Origin of the sequence: Kribbella monticola, assembly GCF_003261635.1 — a bacterium.
GTDB lineage: Bacteria > Actinomycetota > Actinomycetes > Propionibacteriales > Kribbellaceae > Kribbella > Kribbella monticola.
The window spans coordinates 78,253-98,735 of record NZ_QFXK01000004.1 but is presented as its reverse complement, the minus strand read 5'-3'; the positions used below and the strand labels follow the sequence as shown (position 1 = coordinate 98,735).

General features: G+C 68.4%; 17 protein-coding genes. 16 read left to right on the top strand and 1 reads right to left on the bottom strand.

Going from position 1 to position 20,483, the window contains the following annotated elements:
• Positions 1-35: 35 nt before the first annotated feature.
• Positions 36-1,976: a glycosyl hydrolase family 8 gene (locus DIZ26_RS38115; RefSeq protein ID WP_112237368.1), complete on the top strand. Its 1,941-nt coding sequence runs from the start codon at positions 36-38 to the stop codon at positions 1,974-1,976.
• Between the two features lie 228 nt (positions 1,977-2,204).
• On the opposite strand, the gene DIZ26_RS02825 is transcribed toward DIZ26_RS38115, so the two are convergent.
• Positions 2,205-2,810, bottom strand: coding sequence for a hypothetical protein (locus DIZ26_RS02825; RefSeq protein ID WP_112237366.1), 606 nt, complete (start codon positions 2,808-2,810; stop codon positions 2,205-2,207).
• 121 nt (positions 2,811-2,931) lie between these two features.
• On the opposite strand from DIZ26_RS02825, the gene DIZ26_RS02820 reads away from it, so the two are divergent.
• From DIZ26_RS02820 to DIZ26_RS02750, 15 genes are all read left to right on the top strand, one after another.
• Positions 2,932-3,333, top strand: a complete 402-nt coding sequence (locus DIZ26_RS02820; RefSeq protein ID WP_232828107.1) for a hypothetical protein — start codon at positions 2,932-2,934, stop codon at positions 3,331-3,333.
• 104 nt (positions 3,334-3,437) lie between these two features.
• Entirely contained in the window at positions 3,438-4,553 is a 1,116-nt protein-coding gene (locus tag DIZ26_RS02815) for a GNAT family N-acetyltransferase (protein WP_232828106.1), read from the top strand.
• Positions 4,525-5,475 carry a potassium channel family protein gene (locus tag DIZ26_RS02810; RefSeq protein ID WP_232828105.1) on the top strand — a complete coding sequence of 317 codons (951 nt, stop codon included), beginning with the start codon at positions 4,525-4,527 and terminating at the stop codon, positions 5,473-5,475. The genes DIZ26_RS02815 and DIZ26_RS02810 overlap by 29 nt, the downstream gene beginning before the upstream one ends.
• A 429-nt stretch (positions 5,476-5,904) precedes the next feature.
• Complete coding sequence (locus tag DIZ26_RS02805; RefSeq protein ID WP_112237362.1) at positions 5,905-6,984, top strand: LacI family DNA-binding transcriptional regulator; 1,080 nt, start codon at positions 5,905-5,907, stop codon at positions 6,982-6,984.
• A complete protein-coding gene (locus tag DIZ26_RS02800) occupies positions 6,981-7,874 on the top strand; it encodes a carbohydrate ABC transporter permease (RefSeq protein ID WP_112237360.1) in 894 nt (297 codons plus the stop codon). The genes DIZ26_RS02805 and DIZ26_RS02800 overlap by 4 nt, the downstream gene beginning before the upstream one ends.
• Positions 7,871-8,719, top strand: a complete 849-nt coding sequence (locus DIZ26_RS02795) for a carbohydrate ABC transporter permease (protein WP_232828104.1) — start codon at positions 7,871-7,873, stop codon at positions 8,717-8,719. The genes DIZ26_RS02800 and DIZ26_RS02795 overlap by 4 nt, the downstream gene beginning before the upstream one ends.
• A 21-nt stretch (positions 8,720-8,740) precedes the next feature.
• Positions 8,741-10,021 carry an ABC transporter substrate-binding protein gene (locus DIZ26_RS02790; RefSeq protein WP_112237358.1) on the top strand — a complete coding sequence of 427 codons (1,281 nt, stop codon included), beginning with the start codon at positions 8,741-8,743 and terminating at the stop codon, positions 10,019-10,021.
• Positions 10,021-11,175: an ADP-ribosylglycohydrolase family protein gene (locus DIZ26_RS02785; protein ID WP_112237356.1), complete on the top strand. Its 1,155-nt coding sequence runs from the start codon at positions 10,021-10,023 to the stop codon at positions 11,173-11,175. Before DIZ26_RS02790 ends, DIZ26_RS02785 begins: the two co-directional genes overlap by 1 nt.
• Positions 11,172-12,581 (top strand): ADP-ribosylglycohydrolase family protein, encoded by a 1,410-nt coding sequence (locus tag DIZ26_RS02780; protein ID WP_112237354.1) that lies wholly within the window; start codon positions 11,172-11,174, stop codon positions 12,579-12,581. Before DIZ26_RS02785 ends, DIZ26_RS02780 begins: the two co-directional genes overlap by 4 nt.
• Complete coding sequence (locus DIZ26_RS02775) at positions 12,574-13,470, top strand: ribokinase (RefSeq protein WP_112237352.1); 897 nt, start codon at positions 12,574-12,576, stop codon at positions 13,468-13,470. The genes DIZ26_RS02780 and DIZ26_RS02775 overlap by 8 nt, the downstream gene beginning before the upstream one ends.
• Positions 13,448-15,454 (top strand): SUMF1/EgtB/PvdO family nonheme iron enzyme, encoded by a 2,007-nt coding sequence (locus DIZ26_RS38110; protein WP_232828103.1) that lies wholly within the window; start codon positions 13,448-13,450, stop codon positions 15,452-15,454. The genes DIZ26_RS02775 and DIZ26_RS38110 overlap by 23 nt, the downstream gene beginning before the upstream one ends.
• Positions 15,455-15,530: 76 nt before the next feature.
• Positions 15,531-16,718: a CaiB/BaiF CoA transferase family protein gene (locus DIZ26_RS02765; protein WP_112237350.1), complete on the top strand. Its 1,188-nt coding sequence runs from the start codon at positions 15,531-15,533 to the stop codon at positions 16,716-16,718.
• Complete coding sequence (locus DIZ26_RS02760) at positions 16,719-17,537, top strand: HpcH/HpaI aldolase/citrate lyase family protein (RefSeq protein ID WP_112237348.1); 819 nt, start codon at positions 16,719-16,721, stop codon at positions 17,535-17,537.
• Positions 17,538-17,584: 47 nt separating this feature from the next.
• Positions 17,585-19,171 carry a phytoene desaturase family protein gene (locus DIZ26_RS02755; protein WP_112237346.1) on the top strand — a complete coding sequence of 529 codons (1,587 nt, stop codon included), beginning with the start codon at positions 17,585-17,587 and terminating at the stop codon, positions 19,169-19,171.
• Positions 19,172-19,225: 54 nt separating this feature from the next.
• Positions 19,226-20,467 (top strand): RNA polymerase sigma factor, encoded by a 1,242-nt coding sequence (locus DIZ26_RS02750; RefSeq protein WP_112237344.1) that lies wholly within the window; start codon positions 19,226-19,228, stop codon positions 20,465-20,467.
• Positions 20,468-20,483 lie beyond the last annotated feature (16 nt).

Below are 20,483 nucleotides of genomic sequence, written 5' to 3'. Positions count from 1 at the left end.
CGCCTTTCCCGCCCCACCGCCCGGAGGATCCGCTGATGTCGTACCTACTTCGAGGGCTGACCGCTACCGCGGTCGTTACCGCAGCCCTGTTCGCCCAACCAGTCCTGGCGCCGTCGGCCTCACAGGCCGCCGACACTCTGCTCTCGCAGGGAAAGCCCGCCACGGCATCGTCGATCGAAGGTAGCGGCTTCGAGGCCGGCAAGGCCGTCGACGGCAATTCCGCCACCCGCTGGGCCAGCGTCGAAGGCCATGACCCGGAGTGGATCAGGGTCGACCTCGGCGCCACCGCGACCATCACGCGGGTCAAGCTCAACTGGGAGGCGGCCTACGCGAAGTCCTACAAGATCCAGACCTCCGCCGATGGCTCGGCCTGGACCGACGCCTTCTCGACCACGACCGGCAACGGTGCACTCGACGATCTGACTCTCTCGGGCAGCGGCCGCTACGTTCGCGTCTACGGCACCGCCCGCGGTACGTCGTACGGCTACTCGCTCTGGGATCTCGAGGTCTACGGCACGACCGGTGGCGGCACGGGCGACACCACACCGCCCAGTACGCCGGGGAATCTCGCGGCGACCGCGACTACCTCGAGCAGCGTGTCGCTGGCGTGGAACGCGTCCACGGACAACGTCGGAGTCACCGGCTACGTGATCTCACGCAACGGCACCGAGGTCGCCACCACGAGCGGCACCGGCACGACGTACACGGACACGGGTCGCACTGCCTCGACCAGCTACACCTACACCGTCAAGGCGCGCGACGCCGCCGGCAACGTGTCCGGCGCGAGCAACGCGGTCACTGCGACCACACAGGCCGGCGGTAGTGGACCGGCCGTCCCCTTCGGCAGTCACCAGTTCCAGTACGCCGCCGGCATGCTCACGCCGTCGGGCAGCCAGGCCACGCTTGACCAGAAGGTGGTCGACTACTACCAGCAGTGGAAGGCGGCCTTCGTCAAGCAGAGCTGCGGCAACGGCTGGTACCAGATCATCTCGCCGGATGCCGATCACCCTTACGTCGCTGAAGCTCAGGGCTACGGCATGGTCGTCACGGCGACCATGGCAGGCGCCGACCCCGCCGCGAAGACGATCTTCGACGGCCTGGTGAAGTACATGCTGGCCCACCCCTCGGTGAACAACGCCGACCTGCTGGCCGCCGAGCAGGACACCTCCTGCAAGAGCGTGAACGGCTCGGACAGCGCGACAGACGGCGACATGGACGTTGCCTACGGCCTCTTGCTGGCCGACAAGCAGTGGGGGAGTGCAGGTACCTACAACTACAAGCAGCTGGCGATCAAGCACATCAACGCGATCAAGGCGAGCGAGATCAACCCGAACACCAACCTGCTCACCTTCGGCGACTGGAGCAGCTCCGGCGACGCCACCTACAACATGTCCCGTACGTCGGACTGGATGATCGACCACTTCCGGGCCTTCAAGGCGGCCACCGGCAACTCGGCCTGGGACACCATCCGCGCCAAGCACCAGAGCGTGATCGCCTCGCTGCAGGCGAACTACGCGTCCAGCACTGGCCTGCTGCCCGACTTCGTGATCAACACCAACACCACCCCGAAGCCCGCGACCGGACAGGTCCTGGAGGACCCCAACGACGGCGCGTACTGGTGGAACGCCTGCCGCGACCCGTGGCGGATCGGAGCCGATGCGGTCACCAGCGGCGACAGCGCCTCACTCGCCGCCGCCCGCAAACTGAACAGCTGGATCAAGTCCAAGACAGGCGGCAACGCGAGCAGCATCGCCACCGGCTACAAGCTGAACGGAACGGCGATCGACTCCAGTAGCGACGCGGCCTTCTTCGCTCCGTTCGCCGTCACGGCGATGACGGATTCCGGCAGCCAGGCCTGGCTCGACGCGATCTGGGCCAAGATGCTGAACACCCCGGTCGACACCAGCAGCTACTACGCCGCGAGCATCCAGCTCCAGGTGATGATCACCGCGACCCACAACCACTGGGTCCCCTAGACACCGAATTCCCCGCGCGACCGTCCGGTCGCGCGGGGAAGAAGGTTTTGGGGCGTCGGACCGGGAAGCGCCTCACGGCGCGTGGCCGCTCGAAGCGGCTTAATTTGGGACCCGGGGCTACCGCGGCCCGACACCTCGATCAGTATAACGGGTCCGCAAACGCCTTGTCCTGTTGGCTTTTCGCCACATAGCACCCGGACCTGCCAGATGCAAGACAGCGCGCCCTGATCACCAGAGCTGGCCCGCTCGTTCGGTTCGTGCGGCGGTCTGCAACTGGTCGGCCATCTCGAGCAGTTTCGACGCCGAAAGCACCTGTCCGTGGCCGTCACCGGCGAGATGGGCTCGCCCGGTCGCCACGATCCGCGCGAACGCCGCGGCCCGGTCGAGGGTGGTCGCGAAATCGCCGGCCGCGACACCCCGTAGTACGGCGTCGACCATCTGCCGTACTTCGGTCGGGCCGGGTGGGTCGGCGACGCCGGCGACCACGGCGTGCACCTCGGCGTACTGGCGGCCGGTCGCGTACTCGCGGGACACCTCTTCGGCGTGTGAGTGCACCCAGGAACGCAGCAGGTACAAGCGCCAGAGGGCTCCTGGTAGGGAGTCGGACGGGCTGTCGGACCACAGGTCGGCCAGTTCGTCGAGACCGTAGTCGTCGGCGAGCTTCACCACCCGCGCGATCACGTCCGCGTCCTCGGAGGATCGCGCGCCACGGACCAGCAGCTCCGCGGTGCGGTGCGCGACCTCGGCGACCGCCGCCGGGTCGGAGGCGCCCGGCAGCGAGTCGAACAGCTTGTTACCCGGCAGGATCGGCCGGCGCGGAGTAGGTACCGTCACTTGCTCAATGGTGCCCGACGCCTCGCAACGACGCATGCCGACCGCTGTGTTAGCCCATCGCGTCGCTCGCCCGAGTTGCGTTTCCCGGCCCGGCGCCCCGCTCGGTCAGTACAGTCGAGGTATGGCAGGTGGGCGGAGTCGGCTGGCGAAGAACATGGTCAAGTACGGCGTGCGGTACGGGCCGATGGCGTTCGAGGCCGTCAAGCACGGCCGTGAACCTGCCCAGCAGGCACTCCAGGCCGCGCTGGCGAAGCGCTCCGCCCGGAAGAAGGCGCTCGAGCACGCGCTGACCGTTCGCGACGGCTCTCTGCTGAAGGTGATCAAGGAGGGTCAGGCGGTCTTCTTCGTCTTCAGCGGCGACGCGATCGTGACGACCTACCCGCCGGTGCCGCAGTCGTCGTACCCGGAACTGCTGCGCCATGCCGACCTCGACCGGCGGGAGAGTGCCGCCGAGCTGGCCGCCCGCCGGCCGAAACTCGCCGACCGGTTGCCCCGGGTTCCCGGCCGCACGCGCAAGGGTTGACGCAGGCGTAACATCCCGGACCCGGTGAGGCAACACCTCCCGCGCACAGTGGACTGATCCCCGTCTCCGTTTCGGACGGGTGTTCCACGAGGGAGGGCGTACCCATGCTCTGGAAGATCAGGACCGAACTCGCCGACCGGCCGGGCGCACTGGCCGAACTCGCAGCACGGTGTGGTGCCGACGAGATCAACATCCTCAGCCTGGAGGTCTTCACCGCCGAGTCCGGCGCTGTGGACGAACTGGTCGTGTCCACCGGCGTCGGCTGGACCGCAGAGACGCTCACCACACTGGTCGCAGAAGCAGGCTGCGTCCGTACTACGGTCCGCCCGTGCCAGGCTGACGTCCTGAGCGACGGCCCGACCAGATACCTCCGTGCCGTACTGCGGCTGCTCGACGATCCCATGTCGGTCGACGAGGAACTGGAGAAGCTACAGGGTTTCGACGAGTACACCCCGGCCGAGTGGGCCAGGGCGGACGTCCTCGTGGAGATCGCCGGGCGACTGGCGGAGCGCGACGAGGGCGTCGTACAGGACGGCCCGCGACCAGGCAGTGGCGTACCGGAGCTCCGGCGTGCCACTGTGGAGGACGCCGAGGCTGTAGTGGCGATGCACGAGCGCTGTTCGTACGAGAGCCGCACGCGTCGCTACCACGTTCCCATGCCGAAGCTCACCACCCGTACTGCGCGGCACCTGTCCGCGCCCGCCGGTGGCATCTCTGTGGTCGCCTCTGTGGGTGGCGCGATCGTCGGCATGGCAACTGCGGCTCCCTGGGACGAGCTGGGCAGTGCTGCGATGGAGATGGCCGTACTGGTCGAGGACGGCTGGCAGAACCAGGGCCTGGGCAGTCAGTTGCTGCGGCGGGTGATCCAGGAGGCCCGGGAGCTGGGTGCGGACCGGGCCGTCTGCATGGTGCAACCCGAGAACGTGGCCATGCTGCGCACTGTCGAGGGACTGCGGATGCGGACCAGGGTGGTGCAGGATAGCGGTCATCTGATGGTCACCGTTGCACTGTCCGATCAGAGCCTGTCGCATGCGGTGGATCGGCCGCCGGTGCCCTATCGTCAGACGCGTGCCATCCCTGCCCACCGGTCGCAATCCGCACGGTCTCTTGGTCAACCTGCCCGCGAGCACTCGCTCGCCGGTGGTGGAGCTGTCGCGGCGACTGCTGATCGCGCTGGGGCTGTTGATCTTGATGGTGCTCATCGTTCTGGTCGACCGTGACGGCTACAAGGACACCTACGACGGCCGCGTCGGTTTCATCGACAGCATCTACTACGCGACCGTCACGCTGACCACGACCGGGTACGGCGACATCACTCCGGTGACGCCCACTGCCCGGCTGGTCAACGCCTTCATCGTCACTCCACTGCGGATCTCGTTCCTGGTGGTCCTGGTCGGCACCACCCTGGAAGTCTTGGCGAACGAAGGTCGCCGCGTCATGCGCGACACACGATGGAGGAAGCGCATGAAGGACCATGTGGTCGTCGTCGGCTACGGCACCAAGGGCCGGTCGGCCGTGCAGACGCTGCTCAGCAACGGCGTGAAGCGCGAGAAGATCGTGGTGATCGACCCGCGCGCGACCGCGATCGGTGACGCGGGCAACGATCAGATCGCCGCCTTCCACGGCGACGCGACCAACCGGACCGTACTGCGCCGGGCCGAGGTGGTCGCCGCTCGCGAGGTGATCGTGACCACGGACCGCGACGACTCCGCGGTGCTCGTCACGCTGGCCGTCCGGCAGTTGAACCCGAAGGCGCACATCGTCGTCGCCGTTCGCGAAGAGGACAACGTGCCGCTGCTGCGCCAGAGCGGTGCGGACGCCGTGGTCACCTCCTCGGAGGCCGTCGGCCGGCTGCTCGGCCTGTCCGCGGTCAGCCCGAACCTCGGCGAGGTGATGGAAGACCTCCTCACGTACGGCGAAGGCCTCGAGGTCGCCGAACGCCCCGTCCTCGGCCGCGAGGTCGGCAAAGCCCCGTCCTCGGTGCCGGACCGCGTCGTCTCCGTCGTCCGCGACGGCAAGGTCCACCGCTACTACGACTCGTCCGTCTCGGTCCTGGCCGCCGGCGACAAACTCATCGTCGTCCGCCCCGCCAAGGAAACCCCCTGGGCCGAACGCCCAGGCGCAGATGACCAGGAAGAATAAGCCCCGCGCGTTCCCCACGCCGTCGCCACAGGCGCTGTGCGCCGACGCCGCACCACGCCGTCTCCACCCTGACCGGCTACACAACCCCTTCGATGCATCGAAGAGGCGGGTCAACTCCTGGTCGAGGGGTTACCCCATCGTTCTAGCAATGGGGCAACCCCTCGAAGAGAGGTGATCCCCGCGCAGGTGGCCGGTCCGGTGGGTGGGAGCCAGACGCCGGAGGACGCGACGGAGGAGCGCCGGATGGGGTGGGTGGGAGCCAGACGTCGGAGGGCGCGACGTAGGAGCGCCCGTAGGCGGCGGCGTGGGATCTCCCTGAGGTGGTGTGGATACGCTCAGCGATCTTCGGACCACGGCGTTGACTGGTCTGGCGGCGGGGTTTTATGGTGTCGGTTGTAAACGATTACAAGAACGATTACAGGAGGGCGCGTGAGTCGTCCGACGGTTGCGGGTGTGGCTCGGGCTGCTGGGGTTTCGGTGGCTTCGGTGTCGCGCGTGCTGAACGGGTTGCCGGCCACCGAGGAGATGGTCGAGCGGGTTCAGCGGGCCGTCGAGGAGCTTGGCTACGTGCCGGACGCGCGGGCGCGGTCATTGAAGGTGGGGCGGACGTTCCAGCTCACGCTCGCTGTCGCCGATGTCGGTAACCCGGTGTACGTGACGATGATGCGCGCCGTGGAGGAGGTCGTGTCCGCCGCCGGTTATCGGCTGGTCGTGACGACGACCGGGCCGGATGTCGTGGACGAGGTCGCGCTGGTGCGGGGGATGGCTCGTGGGTACGCCGATGGGCTGGTGATCAGCCCGCTCCGCGTCGACGACGATCTGATCAAGTCGATCCGCGAATGCGATGTGCCGGTGGTTGTCGCAGGCAACGTGCCGGCCAGCGCCGGCGTCGACACGATCCGCGCGAACTCGCCTAAGGGGATGCTGCTCGCGGTCGAACACCTGCTGCAGAAGGGGCGCCGCCGGATCGCCTTCCTGAACGGACCGCGCGACACCGTTCCCGGTACGGCGCGCGCGAAGGGGTTCGCCGAGGCGATGAAGGCGAACGGGCTGCGGCCGGTGGCCGAGGTCGAGGCGGCCGACTTCACCTTCGCGGCGGGACGCGAGGCCGGCCGCGAGTTGCTGTCGGGACTGACTGCCGGCCCGAACCGCGCCGACGGTCGAGGTGCGGCGGCGGGCGGCCGCGCCGGAGCTGGTGGCCGCGGTACGAAGGGGCGCAAGCAGGTCCCCGATGCGGTGATCGCGGCGAACGATCTGCTCGCGGTCGGGTTGATGCACGAGCTTGCCGCCGTAGGGCTCGAAGTACCGAAGGATGTTGCTGTGGTCGGGATGGACGACAGCGAGCTTGCTGAGCAGTCGTTCCCGCCGCTGACGAGTGTGAACCTCGGTTCCGCCGAACGGGGGCGGCGGGCCGCCGAGTTGCTGCTGGCAAGGATCGACGACGACACCCGGACGCCGCGGCGCATCGTCGTACAGCCGACCCTCAGTGTGCGGAGGTCGACCCCGTGAGCACCGTCACCGCAGGCAGGCCGAAGCAGAACCGGGAAGCGATCTACCTGTTCCTGCCCGCGCTGCTGCCGATCCTGTTGTTCAGCGTCTATCCGTTGCTCCGCGGCCTGGCTCTCGGCTTCACCGATGCCCGGGCAGGCCTGCACGTCCAGACCAACTTCATCGGCTTCGGCAACTTCGGCAAGCTGCTGCACAACGACCTGTTCTGGTCGTCGTTCAAGATCGGCTTGATCTGGACGTTGTCGGTCACGATCCTCCAGTTCGTGGCGGCGCTCGGCCTTGCCCTGTTGCTCAACACGAACATCCGCTTCCGTGGCGTCGCCCGGACGCTCGCGCTGATCCCGTGGGCGATGCCGCCGGTGGTGGTCGCGATCATGTGGCGGTTGCTGCTGCACCCGACCAACGGCCCGGTCAACGAGATCCTGCAGAACCTGCACCTGACCGACCATCCGATCAACTTTCTCGGCAACTTCAGTACGGCGTTGCCGGCGGTGATCGTGGTCGGGATCTGGGTCGGCATGCCGATGACCACGGTGACTCTGCTCGCCGGTCTGCAGGGCATCGACCGGTCCCTGTACGAAGCGGCGGCCGTGGACGGCGCGGGCGGGTGGCACCAGTTCTGGAACATCACCCTGCCGCAACTGCGGACCGTGATCGTGGCGATCACCAGCCTGGACATGATCTGGAACTTCAATTCGTTCGGCCTGGTCTACGTGCTAACCGCGGGCGGCCCGGGCGGCAAGACGATGCTGCCGATGCTGTTCGCCTACAACGAGGCGTTCCGGTACGGCAACTTCGGGATGGCGGCCGCGATGGGTGACGTGATGGTCGTGATCATCATCGTGTTCCTCGCCTTCTACCTCCGCAACCGGTTGAGGAGCCAGGCATGAGTCGCCAACGCTTGGGGACGAGGCCGGCCACCCGCGCCGCGCAGTACGTCGCGGTGGTCTGTTACCTGATCTTCCTCGGGTTCCCACTGGTCTGGCTGATCTCCACCTCGCTGAAGTCGCCGCAGGAGTTCGCGAGCATCGATCCGTCCTTCCTGCCCAAGCATCCGGACTTCTCGAACTTCACGGATGCGCTGGAGGAGCAAGGCCTGGTCCGGTCGATGCTCAACTCCCTGCAGATCTCGGTCGCGTCGACCGTGCTCGTGCTGATCGTCTCGCTGCCCGTGGCGTATGCGCTGGCCAGGTTCCGCAGCCGGTTGCGGCCGATCACGAACGGCTGGATCCTGGTCAGCCAAGTGTTCCCGGTGATCCTGATCGTGATCCCGCTGTTCATGATCCTGCGGCCGTTGCACCTGACCAACACGATCCCCGGCGTGGTGATCGTCTACACGGTCTGGTCGATGCCGTTCGCCCTGTGGATGCTGCAGGGGTACGTCGCCGCCGTACCGCGGGAGCTCGAAGAGGCCGCGTCCGTCGACGGCGCGAGCCGGGTTCGCACCATCGTGTCGATCGTGATGCCCCTGCTCAGGCCGGGGCTGATCGCGACCGCGATGTTCACCTTCATCTCGGCGTGGAACGAGTTCTTCTTCGCCCTGGTCCTGCTGCAGGACCCACAACTGAAGACGTTGCCGCTGGTACTCGCCCGCTTCGTCGGCGCGGAGGGCCAGGTCCAGTTCGGGCCCCTCGCGGCAGCGTCCGTCCTTGCCACTGTTCCCAGCCTTGTTTTCTTCGCCTTCCTGCAGCGCCGGTTGACGTCCGGTTTGCTCAGTGGCGCTGTCAAGGGTTAGAGAATCCCCTGAGGAGATGCAATGAAAAAGGTACTGATCTCGTTGCTGGCGGCAAGCGCCTTGGTGACGCTTGCCGCGTGCGGTGACGACAAGGGGTCCGGTTCGGGCTCCGGCGACGCAGGCGAGAAGGTGACGCTGAAGTTCCAGAGCCTCGCCTTCCAGAAGACCACGGTCGCCGCGACCAAGAAGATCGTCGCGGACTGGAACGCGGCCAACCCGAACACCCAGGTCGAATACGTCCAGGGCAGCTGGGACTCGGTGCACGACCAACTCGTCACCCAGTTCCAGGGCGGCACCGCGCCGGACGTCATCCAGGACGAGTCGGCCGACATCACCGGCTTCGCGAACCAGGGGTACCTCGCCGACCTCTCGCCGTACCTGAGTCAGGAGACGAAGGACGCCGTTTCCAAGGGTGTCTGGGACACCGTCTCGAGCGACGGCAAGGTGTTCGCCGCGCCGACCCTGCTCCAGTCGTACGTCGTGTTCGGCAACACCAAGCTGCTCCAGCAGGCCGGGATCTCGACCACCGGCGACTCGCTCAGCTGGGACGACCTGCGGGCGGACGCCAAGAAGCTCACCACCGGTGGCAAGTACGGACTCGGCTGGGGGCTGAAGAGCCCGACCGCGACCGTGCTGAACCTCGGCATGAACTTCGACGCCACCTTCTTCGACGGCACCGGTCGCGACGCCAAGGCGAAGATCGGCGACCCGGAGCTCGAGGTGCCGAAGCGGATCCACGAGATGGCCTATACCGACAAGTCGATCGACCCGACGTCGCTGACGCAGAGCGGTTCCGACGTACTGCCCGGGTTCTTCGGTGGCAAGTACGCGATGATTGTCGGCGGCAACTATGCGGCCCAGCAGATCGTCGAGCAAGGACCGAAGGGCTTCCAGTGGGACGTGTTGCCGCCGCTGAAGGGGACGTCCGAGAAGCAGGCCGCGAACCCGCAGACGCTGTCGGTGCCGGCCGAGGGCAAGCACGTGAAGCAGGCCGCGCAGTTCATCGACTACTTCATGAAGGCCGACAACCTCGCCGCGGTCGGCCAGGGTGACTGGCTGATTCCGACCACGCAGGCGGCGCGCGACGCGATCGCCAAGGCGACCGGTGGCAAGAACGGCTGGACCCAGACGCTGGCCAGTGGTGCCGAGCTGACCAAGGCGCCGTTCCAGAGCGTGGAGAACTACCCGAAGTGGAAGGACCAGATCGCGACTCCGGCGCTGCAGCAGTTCCTCGCGAACAAGATCGACCTCGCCACGCTGGGCAAGAAGCTGAGCGACGGGTGGGGACAGGTCAACGGCTGATGCCTGAGAAAGCCAGCACAACCCTGCTCGAAGACAAGGCGGTAGGTGCCCTCGTCGGTTCGGCGGTCGGTGACGCGATCGGTGGTGCCGTCGAGGGCTGGACCCCCGAGGCGATCCGGGAACGGCACGGCGGTTGGGTGCGCGGCATCGTCGGCCCGTGGTACGACGACTGGCGCAACGCGCGGCCGATCGCGCCGTACCACAAGGGCGACGGGCACATCACCGACGACACCTTGATGACGCACGCGCTGGTCGAGGTGTACGACGAACGCCGTCAGCACCTCGATGCGTACGCCATCGCCGAGTCGCTGGTGCCGAAGCTGCTGATCGGGAAGCGGTGGGTTCCGGAGTTGGAGACCGACGCGCTCTTGTTGCAGCGGGTGTTTCTGGCCGAGAAGTGGCTGGTGGCCCGGTTGCACTACGGGCACAACGATCCGCGCGAGGCCGGGGTCGGCAACATCGTGAACTGTGGTGCGGCGATGTACGTAGCGCCGGTCGGGATCGCCAACGCCGGTGATCCCGCCGGGGCCTATGCCGAGGCGATCGATCTGGCCGGCGCGCATCAGTCGAGCTACGGACGTGAGGCTGCCGGGGTGTTCGCGGCGGCGGTTGCGGCCGCAATGATGCCTGAGGCAACGGCTTCGTCGGCGGTTGCGGAGGCGCTCGCCCTGGCCAAGGACGGGACGCGGGCGGCAGTTGAGGCGGTCGTGTCAGCCGCGGACGGGCTCGACGACTGGGAGCAGGCGATTCCTGTACTGCGCCGCGCGGTCGAGCCGTTCGACACGGTCGGGCCGGACTATCGCGACCAGTCGCTCGACGCCCGGCGGCCGAGCCGGACGAAGGCGATCGAGGAGTTGCCGGTCGCGCTCGGGTTCGTGCTCGTGTCGGGTGGCGACGTACGGCAGGCGGTGCTCGGCGGGACCAACTACGGGCGCGATGCCGACTCGATCGCGTCGATGGCGGGGGCGATCACGGGTGCGCTGGGCGGAGCGTCCTGCGTACCGGGGGAGTGGGCTTCGGAGGTCGCGGAGGCGAGCCGGACGGATCTGGAACTGCCGGGGCGGGTGATGGCGTCGGTCGCGGCCGAACTGCACGAGTCCGACGCGCGCCGCTGGTCGCGTCGGAGTGAATCGTTGGAGAGACTGAGGCGATGAGACTGACCTGGGTGCAGCCGGAGGACCTGCTGCCTCACCAGCTGGTCCAGTCCCGCGCGGAAGGCGCCGACGTCACCGACCTCGAATCCCGCTGGCAAGCCGCAGGCGGTACGACGGAGGCTCCGGTCTCGGGTGCGTCGGACAAACCCGCGACCCCGGTACTACGTGCGCTCGCCCGCGACCTTCTCGACGAGCTCGACGCCCGCACTCCCGAGTGGACCCCACCTCGGATCCCACAGCTACCACTGCTCGGCGACGCCGCCTCCGCTACGCGGGCCGGCTGGGCAGGGGGGAAAGCGCTGGGTCGCGGTGCCGACTCGTCGGAGGCGACCGCGTCGCCGGGGTCGGGTTCGCTTCGCTCGCCTGGGTTGGAGGGGCGGGTGTTGAACGCGTGGGTGGGGCGGGCTGCGGGGAATTTGCTGGGGAAGCCGGTGGAGAAGATTCCTCGGGAGGGGATCAGGGAGATTCTTCAGAGTTCGGGGCAGTGGCCGTTGGCGCGGTACGTGACTGCGGTCGGGGTACCGGACGAGGTACAGGAGAGGTGGCCGTGGAATCGGCGGTCGAAGCCGACCAGTTTGCGTGAGGTGATCGACGGGATGCCGGAGGACGACGATCTCAACTTCGCGATCCTTGCTCTGCAGCTGGTCGAGCGGCACGGGGACGGGCTGACCACGGAAGATGTCGCGACGGCTTGGCTGAACGACTTGCCGGCCGGGCGAGTTTTCACGGCCGAGCGGGTGGCCTACCGCAATCTTCTCGAGGGTGTGGAGCCCGAGCGAGCTGCTGTGGTCAGGAACCCGTTCCGGGAGTGGATCGGTGCGCAGATCCGGACCGATGTGTACGGGTGGGTGCACCCAGGCGACCGGACCGCCGCGGCGCGATTGGCGCTGACCGACGCTCGGTTGAGTCACACCGGCGCAGGGGTCGACGGAGCCATCTGGGTGGCTGCGATGTCGGCTGCCGCGCTGGTGCTCGACGATCCACGCGAGGTCGCGCTGGCCGGGCTGGAGGCGATCGATCCGGATGGTGAGATCGCGCGGGCGGTGCGCTTCGGCTTGGCCCTCGCCGATGATCCACTGGACGACGCATTGGACCGCCTGCACGCGGAGTACGGGCATCTGCACTGGGTGCACGCGGTCAACAACAGTGCCCTCACGGCGTACGCGCTGACGGCCCCGGATTTCGCCACCGGGATCGGCCGGGCGGTGATGGGAGGGTGGGACACGGACTCGGCCGGTGCGACCACGGGTGCGGTGCTTGGCGCGGTGCTCGGGGTTCCGGCAGAGTGGGCCGGACCGTTGGACGACCGGCTGGCCACGAGCCTGCCGGGGATGAACCAGGTCGCGATCAGCGAGCTGGCAGCACGGACTGTGGAGGCGGCATCGATGGTGGGCGAGCGTGGCTGACGTCGTCGTCGTGGGAAGCGCGAACGTTGACCTGGTGCTGCCGGTCCAGCGGATTCCCCGACCGGGCGAGACCGTTCTCGCGAGCGGCCTGTCCCGCGGTCCCGGCGGCAAGGGCGCGAACCAGGCCGTGGCCGCGGCTCGCGCCGGAGCGTCGACCGCTTTCGTTGCCTCGCTCGGAGCCGACGAGTCCGGCGAGTTGTTGCGGACGGCCCTGACCGAGTCGGGTGTCGACCTGTCGCTGGTATCGACAACCAGTACGCCGACCGGTACGGCGATCATCACCGTCGCGGCCGATGGCGAGAACTCGATCGTCGTCGCGCCGTCCGCGAACGCCGAGCTCGCGCTCTCCGCCGAAGCCCTCAGCGCGATCCGATCGGCGAAGATCGTGCTGGCCCAGCTGGAGATCCCGTTCGCGACCGTCCAGGCCGCGGCCGAGGCGAGTTCGTACTTCGTGCTCAACGCGGCGCCGGCGGCCGAGCTGCCTGACGAGCTGCTCGCCCAGGTCGACCTGCTGGTGGTGAACGAGACCGAGGCCGAGGCGGTCGGCGGATCGTTGCTCGATCGCGTGCCCGCCGCGGTGATCACGCTCGGGGCCGAGGGTGCGGTGATCCTGACTCGCGGCGCGGCGGAGATCCGGGTCCCCGGCGTACCGGTCGAGGTGGTCGACACGACGGCCGCGGGGGACACCTTTTGCGGTGTTCTGGCCGCAACATTGGCTGCTGCGTCAACCAGTTCGGCAAATACCGGTTCAGTTACGGTGGGCGACCTGACGAATGCGGTCCGACGCGCTAACGTTGCTGCTTCATTGAGCGTTAAAACCGCGGGAGCGATCCCTTCGGTGCCACACGGGGAAACCATCGACGCGCGTGCTGCGGAGGTATACCTGTGAACCCCCTCGTGCCCCGGCCGATCGACCGCCGGCCAAGGTCGATCTCGGCCTGCGAGCGGATCTCGCCTTGCTCGACGACGCCAAGATCATCGGCGCGCCCGAGGACCCCACGGATCTGCCCCGCTGGCGCGGCAAGCTGGCCGAGTGGCTGATCGGAGCCTACGACCGGACCCCGTACGACGGGTCGCACTACGAGGTCCCCGGCCGCGAGTGGACCCAGACGGCGTACTCCGTGGCGCTGGTCTGGCTCTGGGACGAGCAGCTGTACGACGTCCGCACGGGCCGGTTCACCCCGGAGAAGTTCGTCCAGTGCGGGATCGACGACTTCGGCGGTTACGACGCGGTCGTGCTCTGGCACGCCTACCCGGTGATCGGGATCGACTCGCGCAATCAGTTCGACTTCTACCGGGACGCGCCGGGGCTGGCGGACCTGGTGGCCGACCTGCACCGGCTCGGGCTCAAGGTCTTCCTCGACTACAACCCGTGGGATGTCGGGACGCGCCGGATGAGCCGGTCCGACGCGGACGAGTTCGCTGCGCTGGTCGCCGAACTCGATGCCGACGGCGTCTTCCTGGACACCTTGAAGGAAGGCGATCCGGCCTTCACCCGCGCACTGCAGAAGGCGAAGCCGGCGATCGCCTTCGAGGGCGAGTCACGGTTGCCGATGGCAAGGATCGGTGACCATGCGCTGTCCTGGGCGCAGTGGTTCGCCGACACCCGGGCGCCCGGCGTCCTGCGGGCGCACCTGTTCGAGCGCCGGCACATGATGCACCACACCCGCCGGTGGAACCGCGATCACAGCGACGAGTTGCAGTCGGCCTGGGTGAACGGCGTCGGCATGCTGGTCTGGGAGTCGGTGTTCTCGGCCTGGGTCGGCTGGAACGCGCGCGACCGGGCCACCCTGCGCCGGATGGTGGCCGCGCAGAGAGCGTTCGCTCCGATCCTGATCAACGGCGACTGGATCCCGTTGACACCGGAGATCCCGGACAAGGCCCGGGAGCACGGCGTGTTCGGCTCCCGGTTCGAACTGGCCGACGTCACCTTCTGGACCTTGATCAACCGCGACGACGAAGACTTCGAGGGCATCGTCCTGCGGTCGGAGGATCAGGTCGGCGACTGGTACGACGTGACCTCGGGCGTGCCGATCACCGCGGACGACGACGGTGTGCACCTTGTCGTGCCGGGCCGCGGGGTGACCGGAATCGTCCGGATCGGTGCGACCGCGGGAGCGACCTGTCGCGCGACCGCCCGGCGGCTCGGGACGATGGAGCGGCCGCATGTCAAGGACTCGGCGTTCCCGATGGCTCCGGCGGTGCGGACCGCTGTTCCCGAGGTGTCCGGCAAGGCGGAGATCGGCCCGGTCGTCGAGGTGCCGGCCGGGGAGCGCTCTCTGCCGATCCGGTACCGCCGCCGCGAGACGGGGATCTACGACCAGGCGCCGTACGTGGAGGAGTGGAAGCCACTGCCGCCACGGCTGCACGACCAGCGCAGCGAGACGCGTGAGATCGCGCTCTCTCGGATCTCTGTCGCGATCCGGGAAGTGACCAACGCGCAGTACGCCGAATTCCTGGCCGCGACCGGATACCGCCCGTTGGTGGCCAACCGGTTCCTGGCGCACTGGGTGGACGGTGCTCCCGCGCCGGGGACCGAGGACCATCCGGTGACCTACGTGGAGCTGCCGGATGCGCGCGCGTACGCCGAGTGGCGTGGTGGGCGGTTGCCGACCGAGGACGAGTGGCAGGTGGCCGCCGGGATGGACGGGTTCACCCGCGCGGAGCCGCTGGTCTGGAACCTGACCGAGAGCGAGCACAGCGACGGACGCAGCCGGTTCTGCATCCTCAAGGGTGGTTCCTGGTTCGTTGCCGAGGGCTCCGACTGGTACGCCGACGGTGGCCCGCAGGAACCGGAAGTGAGCTTCAAGTTGGTACTGACCGGTGGCGGCCTGGACCGTTCGGAGACGATCGGCTTCCGCTGCGCCGGCTGAGCAGGCCGGAACGACAATTCGGGGACGAGGTTGCGATGAGGGCGGGGACGAGGATGTACGGGATGAGCCGGTTGCGATGAGACCTGCGCCTTTGCAAGGGGTCAAGGTGCTGGAGGCGGCGACGCTGTTCGCGGGTCCGCTGGCGGCGACCTTTCTCGGCGATTTCGGTGCGGACGTGACCAAGATCGAGCATCCGGCCAAGCCGGACGCGGCGCGCGGGCACGGCACCAGCAAGAACGGGATCGGCCTGTGGTTCAAGACGCTGGGCCGGAACAAGCGGCTGGCGACGCTGGATCTCTCCCAGGGCCGCGAGGTCTTCCTCGACCTGGTGCGCGCGAACGACGTGCTGGTGGAGAACTTCCGTCCCGGCACGCTCGAGCGCTGGGGGCTCGGTCCCGACGTACTGCTCGAAGCCAACCCGCGGCTGGTGATCGCGCGGGTCACCGCGTTCGGTCAGGTCGGTCCGTGGTCGAGGCGGCCGGGCTTCGGCTCGCTGGCCGAAGCGATGAGCGGCTTCGCGGCCGTCACGGGTGAGCCCGACGGACCGCCGACGCTGCCGCCGTTCGGTCTCGCCGACGGGATCACCGCCCTCGCCACCGCGTACGCCGTACTCGTGGCGCTCCGCGAGCGGGATCGGTCCGGTGCCGGTCAGGTGATCGACATGGCGATCATCGAGCCGATCCTGATGATGCTGGGTGGCGGCATCACGGCGTACCAGCAGACCGGGTACGTCCAGCCCAGGCTGGGGAACCGCTCGTCGAACAACGCGCCACGCAACGTCTACCGGACCGGCGACGGGCGGTGGGTCGCGGTCTCGACGAGTTCGCAGAGCATCGCCGAGCGGGTGGTGACGCTGGTCGGGCGGGCCGATCTGGTCGCGCAGCCTTGGTTCGGCACCGGGCGGGAACGCGCCGAGCACGCCGACGAGTTGGACGAGGCTGTCGGTTCCTGGATCGGGGAGCGCTCTCTGGACGAGGTCATGCTCGCCTTCGAGAAGGCCGAGGCGGCTGTTGGGCCGGTGCACGACATCCGCGGGATCATGAGCGATCCGCAGTACGCCGCCCTGAACACGATCGTCGAGGTGGACGACCCCGAGCTCGGCGGCCCGGTGCAGATGCAGAACGTGCTCTTCCGGCTCTCCGAATCTCCCGGCTCGATCCGCTGGGCCGGCCGCCCGCACGGCGCCGACACCGACGACGTGCTGGCAGAGATCGGCGTCACCCCGGACCAACTCGCGGCCCTTCGAGAACGCGGCGTGATCTGAATGCTCACCGCTCTCTACGTTCCCGCGAACAGACCCGACCGGTTTGCGAAAGCTGTTGCCGCAGGCCCCGATCTCGTGGTGTTCGACCTCGAGGACGCAGTACCTGTTGACGACAAGGCCGATGCGCGGAGCTGGGCTGTGGCCTGGGTGGCGGCGCGTTCGGGTGGATCCTTCGAAGTGCGGGTGAACGCGGCCGGAACGCCGTGGATCGAGGACGACCTGGCGGCGCTGGCCGCGGTACCGGCGGCGCGGATCCGGTTGCCGAAGGTGGAGAGCGCTGCCGACGTACGCCGGGTGCTGGATCAGGTGCCGACGGCAAGGATCACCGCGCTGATCGAGTCGCCGCTCGGGCTGGAACGCGCTTTCGAGATCGCGACCGCGGATCCGCGGGTGGTCGCGATCGCACTGGGAGAGGCGGATCTGGCCAGCTCGCTCGGCGTCGACGGGCCGGAAGGGCTTGCGTGGGCGCGCGGCCGGCTGGTGTCCGCGTCGCGAGCGGCCGGGCTGGGGGCGCCGATGCTGTCGGTGTATCCACACGTGAACGACGAGGAGGGTTTGCGCCGGACCTGTCTGGAGGGTCGGGCGCTCGGCTTCGTCGGGCGGACCGCGATCCATCCGCGGCAGTTGGCGCCGATCATCGAGAGCTTTACCCCGTCGGCGACCCAGGTGGCCGACGCGGCCGCGCTACTGGCCGCGGTGGACAAGGCAGGGGTCGCGGAGGGCGGCGTGATCGTGCTGCCCGACGGGCGGATGGTCGATCCGGCAATGCTCGGCCGCGCCCGCGAAATCCTCGACCTGATGGAGCAGCTCGAGAACTGAGGGCACCCTGCGGTGCGGTCGTGATGGGACAAGCTAGGGTCGATTCCATGCTGCCGCGTGTGGTTGATGCTGTGGTGATCGGCTCGGGCCCGAACGGGCTGGTGAGCGCGATCACGCTTGCCGACAAAGGCTGGGACGTGCTGGTGCTGGAGGCCGCCGACCGGTTCGGCGGCGCGGTGCATTCGGTCGAGCAGGACGGCTGGATCAGCGACCGGTTCAGCTCCAGCTATCCACTCGGCGTCGCGTCACCGGTACTGCGAGCGCTCGAGCTCGACAAGTTCGGGCTGCGCTGGGGCCACGCGCCGGCGCCGTTGACCCACTTGCTGGATCTCGAGACGGCGGCCACGATCCACGAGGACCCGAACGCGACGGCTGCCTCCCTTGCGGTGGAGCACCCGGCAGACGGAGAAGCCTGGCTCCGGCTCTATTCGCAGTACGTGAAGATCCGCGAGCCGTTCCTGGATGCCCTGTTGACGTCGTGGCCGCCGGTCACGGCCGGCTTGCGGCTGACCCGGCGGCTCGGGTCGGCGGGGGAGCTGGCCAGGTTCGCGCGCTTCATGGCGATGCCGATGCACCGGATGGGCCAGGAACTGTTCGCAGGCCCGCGAGGTCGCGCTCTCCTCGCCGGGAACGCGTTTCACGCGGACGCGCCGTTGACCGGCAGTGTCAGCGGCACGATGGGCTGGTTGCTCGCGATGCTGGCCCAGGACGTCGGATTCCCTGTGGCCGTTGGTGGTTCCAGCGCGCTGTCGACCGCCCTGGTACGCCGTGGCGAGCGGGCCGGCGTGCTGCTGGTCTCCGGTTCGCCGGTCGAGGGGATCGACGTCTCGGCGGGCAAGGTCACCGGAGTACGGACCGCATCGGGCGAGCGCATCGCCGTACGCCGGGCCGTGATCGCCGACGTGTCCGCGCCGATGTTGTACGGCGAATTGTTGCCGGAGGCAAGTGTTCCGTCGGGGTTGCGGCGGGATCTGGAGAACTTCGAGTGGGACTACCCGACGGTGAAGCTGAACTACCGGCTGAGCGGGCCGATCCCGTGGCAGGCGGAGGCGGCGCGATCGGCCGGCGTCGTACACCTCGGCGGTACTGCGGACGAGTTGGTGCACACCTCGGCGGACCTCGAGACCGGTCGGGTGCCGACGGAGCCGTTCCTGCTCATCGGCCAGACGACCAAGGCGGATCCGTCGCGGTCTCCGGCCGGCAGCGAGGCCGTGTGGGCGTACTCGCATCTCCCGCGCGGCATCGCCGAAGACGCCGCGGCCGAGAAACTCGCCGGCCGGATGGATCGGGTGATCGAGCGGTATGCGCCCGGGTTCCTGGACCTGGTCGTGGAGCGCGATCTGCAGCGGCCGAGCGAGCTGACGGCCGCCAATGCATCGCTGAGCCTGGGCGCACTCGGTGGCGGGACCACTCAGCTTCACCAGCAGCTCATCTTCCGGCCGACGATCGGGCTCGGCAGTCCGCGAACGGTCGTCTCAGGCCTGTACCTCGGCAGCTCCGCCATCCACCCGGGTCCTGGCGTGCACGGTGCCTGCGGCCACCTGGCGGCCCGCACAGCCCTCCGCGACGCGTCTGCTTTGGGAGCACTGACCCGTACGCCGGCCACCGCCGCCCTCCGGCATCTCCAACGCTGACTCAGGTCGCGAGCCTCGGGGCAAGTAGGCTCGCGGTGAGTGGGAGGAGCGGGTGTGGGCGAGCGGGTCGAGGACCTTCTGCGGGAGTTGGCGCCGCAGGTCCTGGGGTTTCTGGCGCGGCGGCACGGGCAGTTCGACCTGTGCGAGGACGCGGTACAGGAGGCTTTGCTCGCGGCTGCGACGCAGTGGCCGGCCGACGGCGTACCGGCGAACCCGCGCGGCTGGCTGATCACGGTCGCGACGCGCAAGCTGACTGATCAGTTCCGCAGTGAGAGCGCTCGCCGTAAACGCGAGGACAATCTCGCGGCGATGGCCGGACCGGAAGAATTCGTTGCCCCCGGCGCCGATGCCGACCAGCCGCCGGAGTCCGACGACACCCTGACGCTGTTGTTCCTCTGCTGCCACCCGGCGGTGACGCCGGCATCGCAGGTCGCGCTGACCCTGCGGGCGGTCGGTGGTCTCACCACCGCCGAGATCGCGAAGGCATTCATGGTGCCGGAGGCAACGATGGCGCCGCGGATCAGTAGGGCGAAGAAAAGCATCAAACAAGCCGGCAGCCGATTCGTGCTGCCGCCGGCGGAGGAGCGCGCCGAGCGGCTGCGCGTAGTACTGCAGGTGCTGTATCTGATCTTCAACGAGGGATACACGGCGAGTTCCGGTCCGGAGCTGCAGCGGGTGGAGTTGACGGCCGAGGCGATCCGGCTGACTCGATTGCTCTACCAGTTGCTGCCGGACGACGGTGAGGTCGCCGGCCTGCTGGCGTTGATGTTGCTGACCGACGCCCGTCGCGCCGCGCGCACTCGTGCCGACGGCAGCCTGGTTCCGATCGACGAGCAGGACCGCAGTCTCTGGCTGCGGGAGCCGATCGACGAAGGGACCGCGCTGATCCTGCGGACGCTGGCGCACGGCGAGGTCGGGCCGTACCAACTGCAGGCCGCGATCGCTGCTGTGCATGCCGAAGCGCCGAGTGCGGAAGAGACCGACTGGCCGCAGATCCTCGCCCTCTATCAGTTGCTGGAGAAGGTTGCGCCGAACCCGATGGTCACCCTGAACCGCGCGATCGCGCTCTCCCAGGTGAAAGGCCCGGACGCCGGTCTCGAATTGCTTGCCACGATCGAAGACGACCGGCTCATCACCGAGAGCCATCGACTCGACGCCGTCCGGGCGCATCTGCTCGAACGAGCCGGCCGGCCGGCGGAAGCCCGGGAGCACTACCTTGCGGCAGCCCGCCGTACGACCAGCCTTCCGGAGCAGCGCTACCTGACCGCCAAGGCTGCCGCGATCGCGGACCAGTGACTTGGCGGTCAGGTTC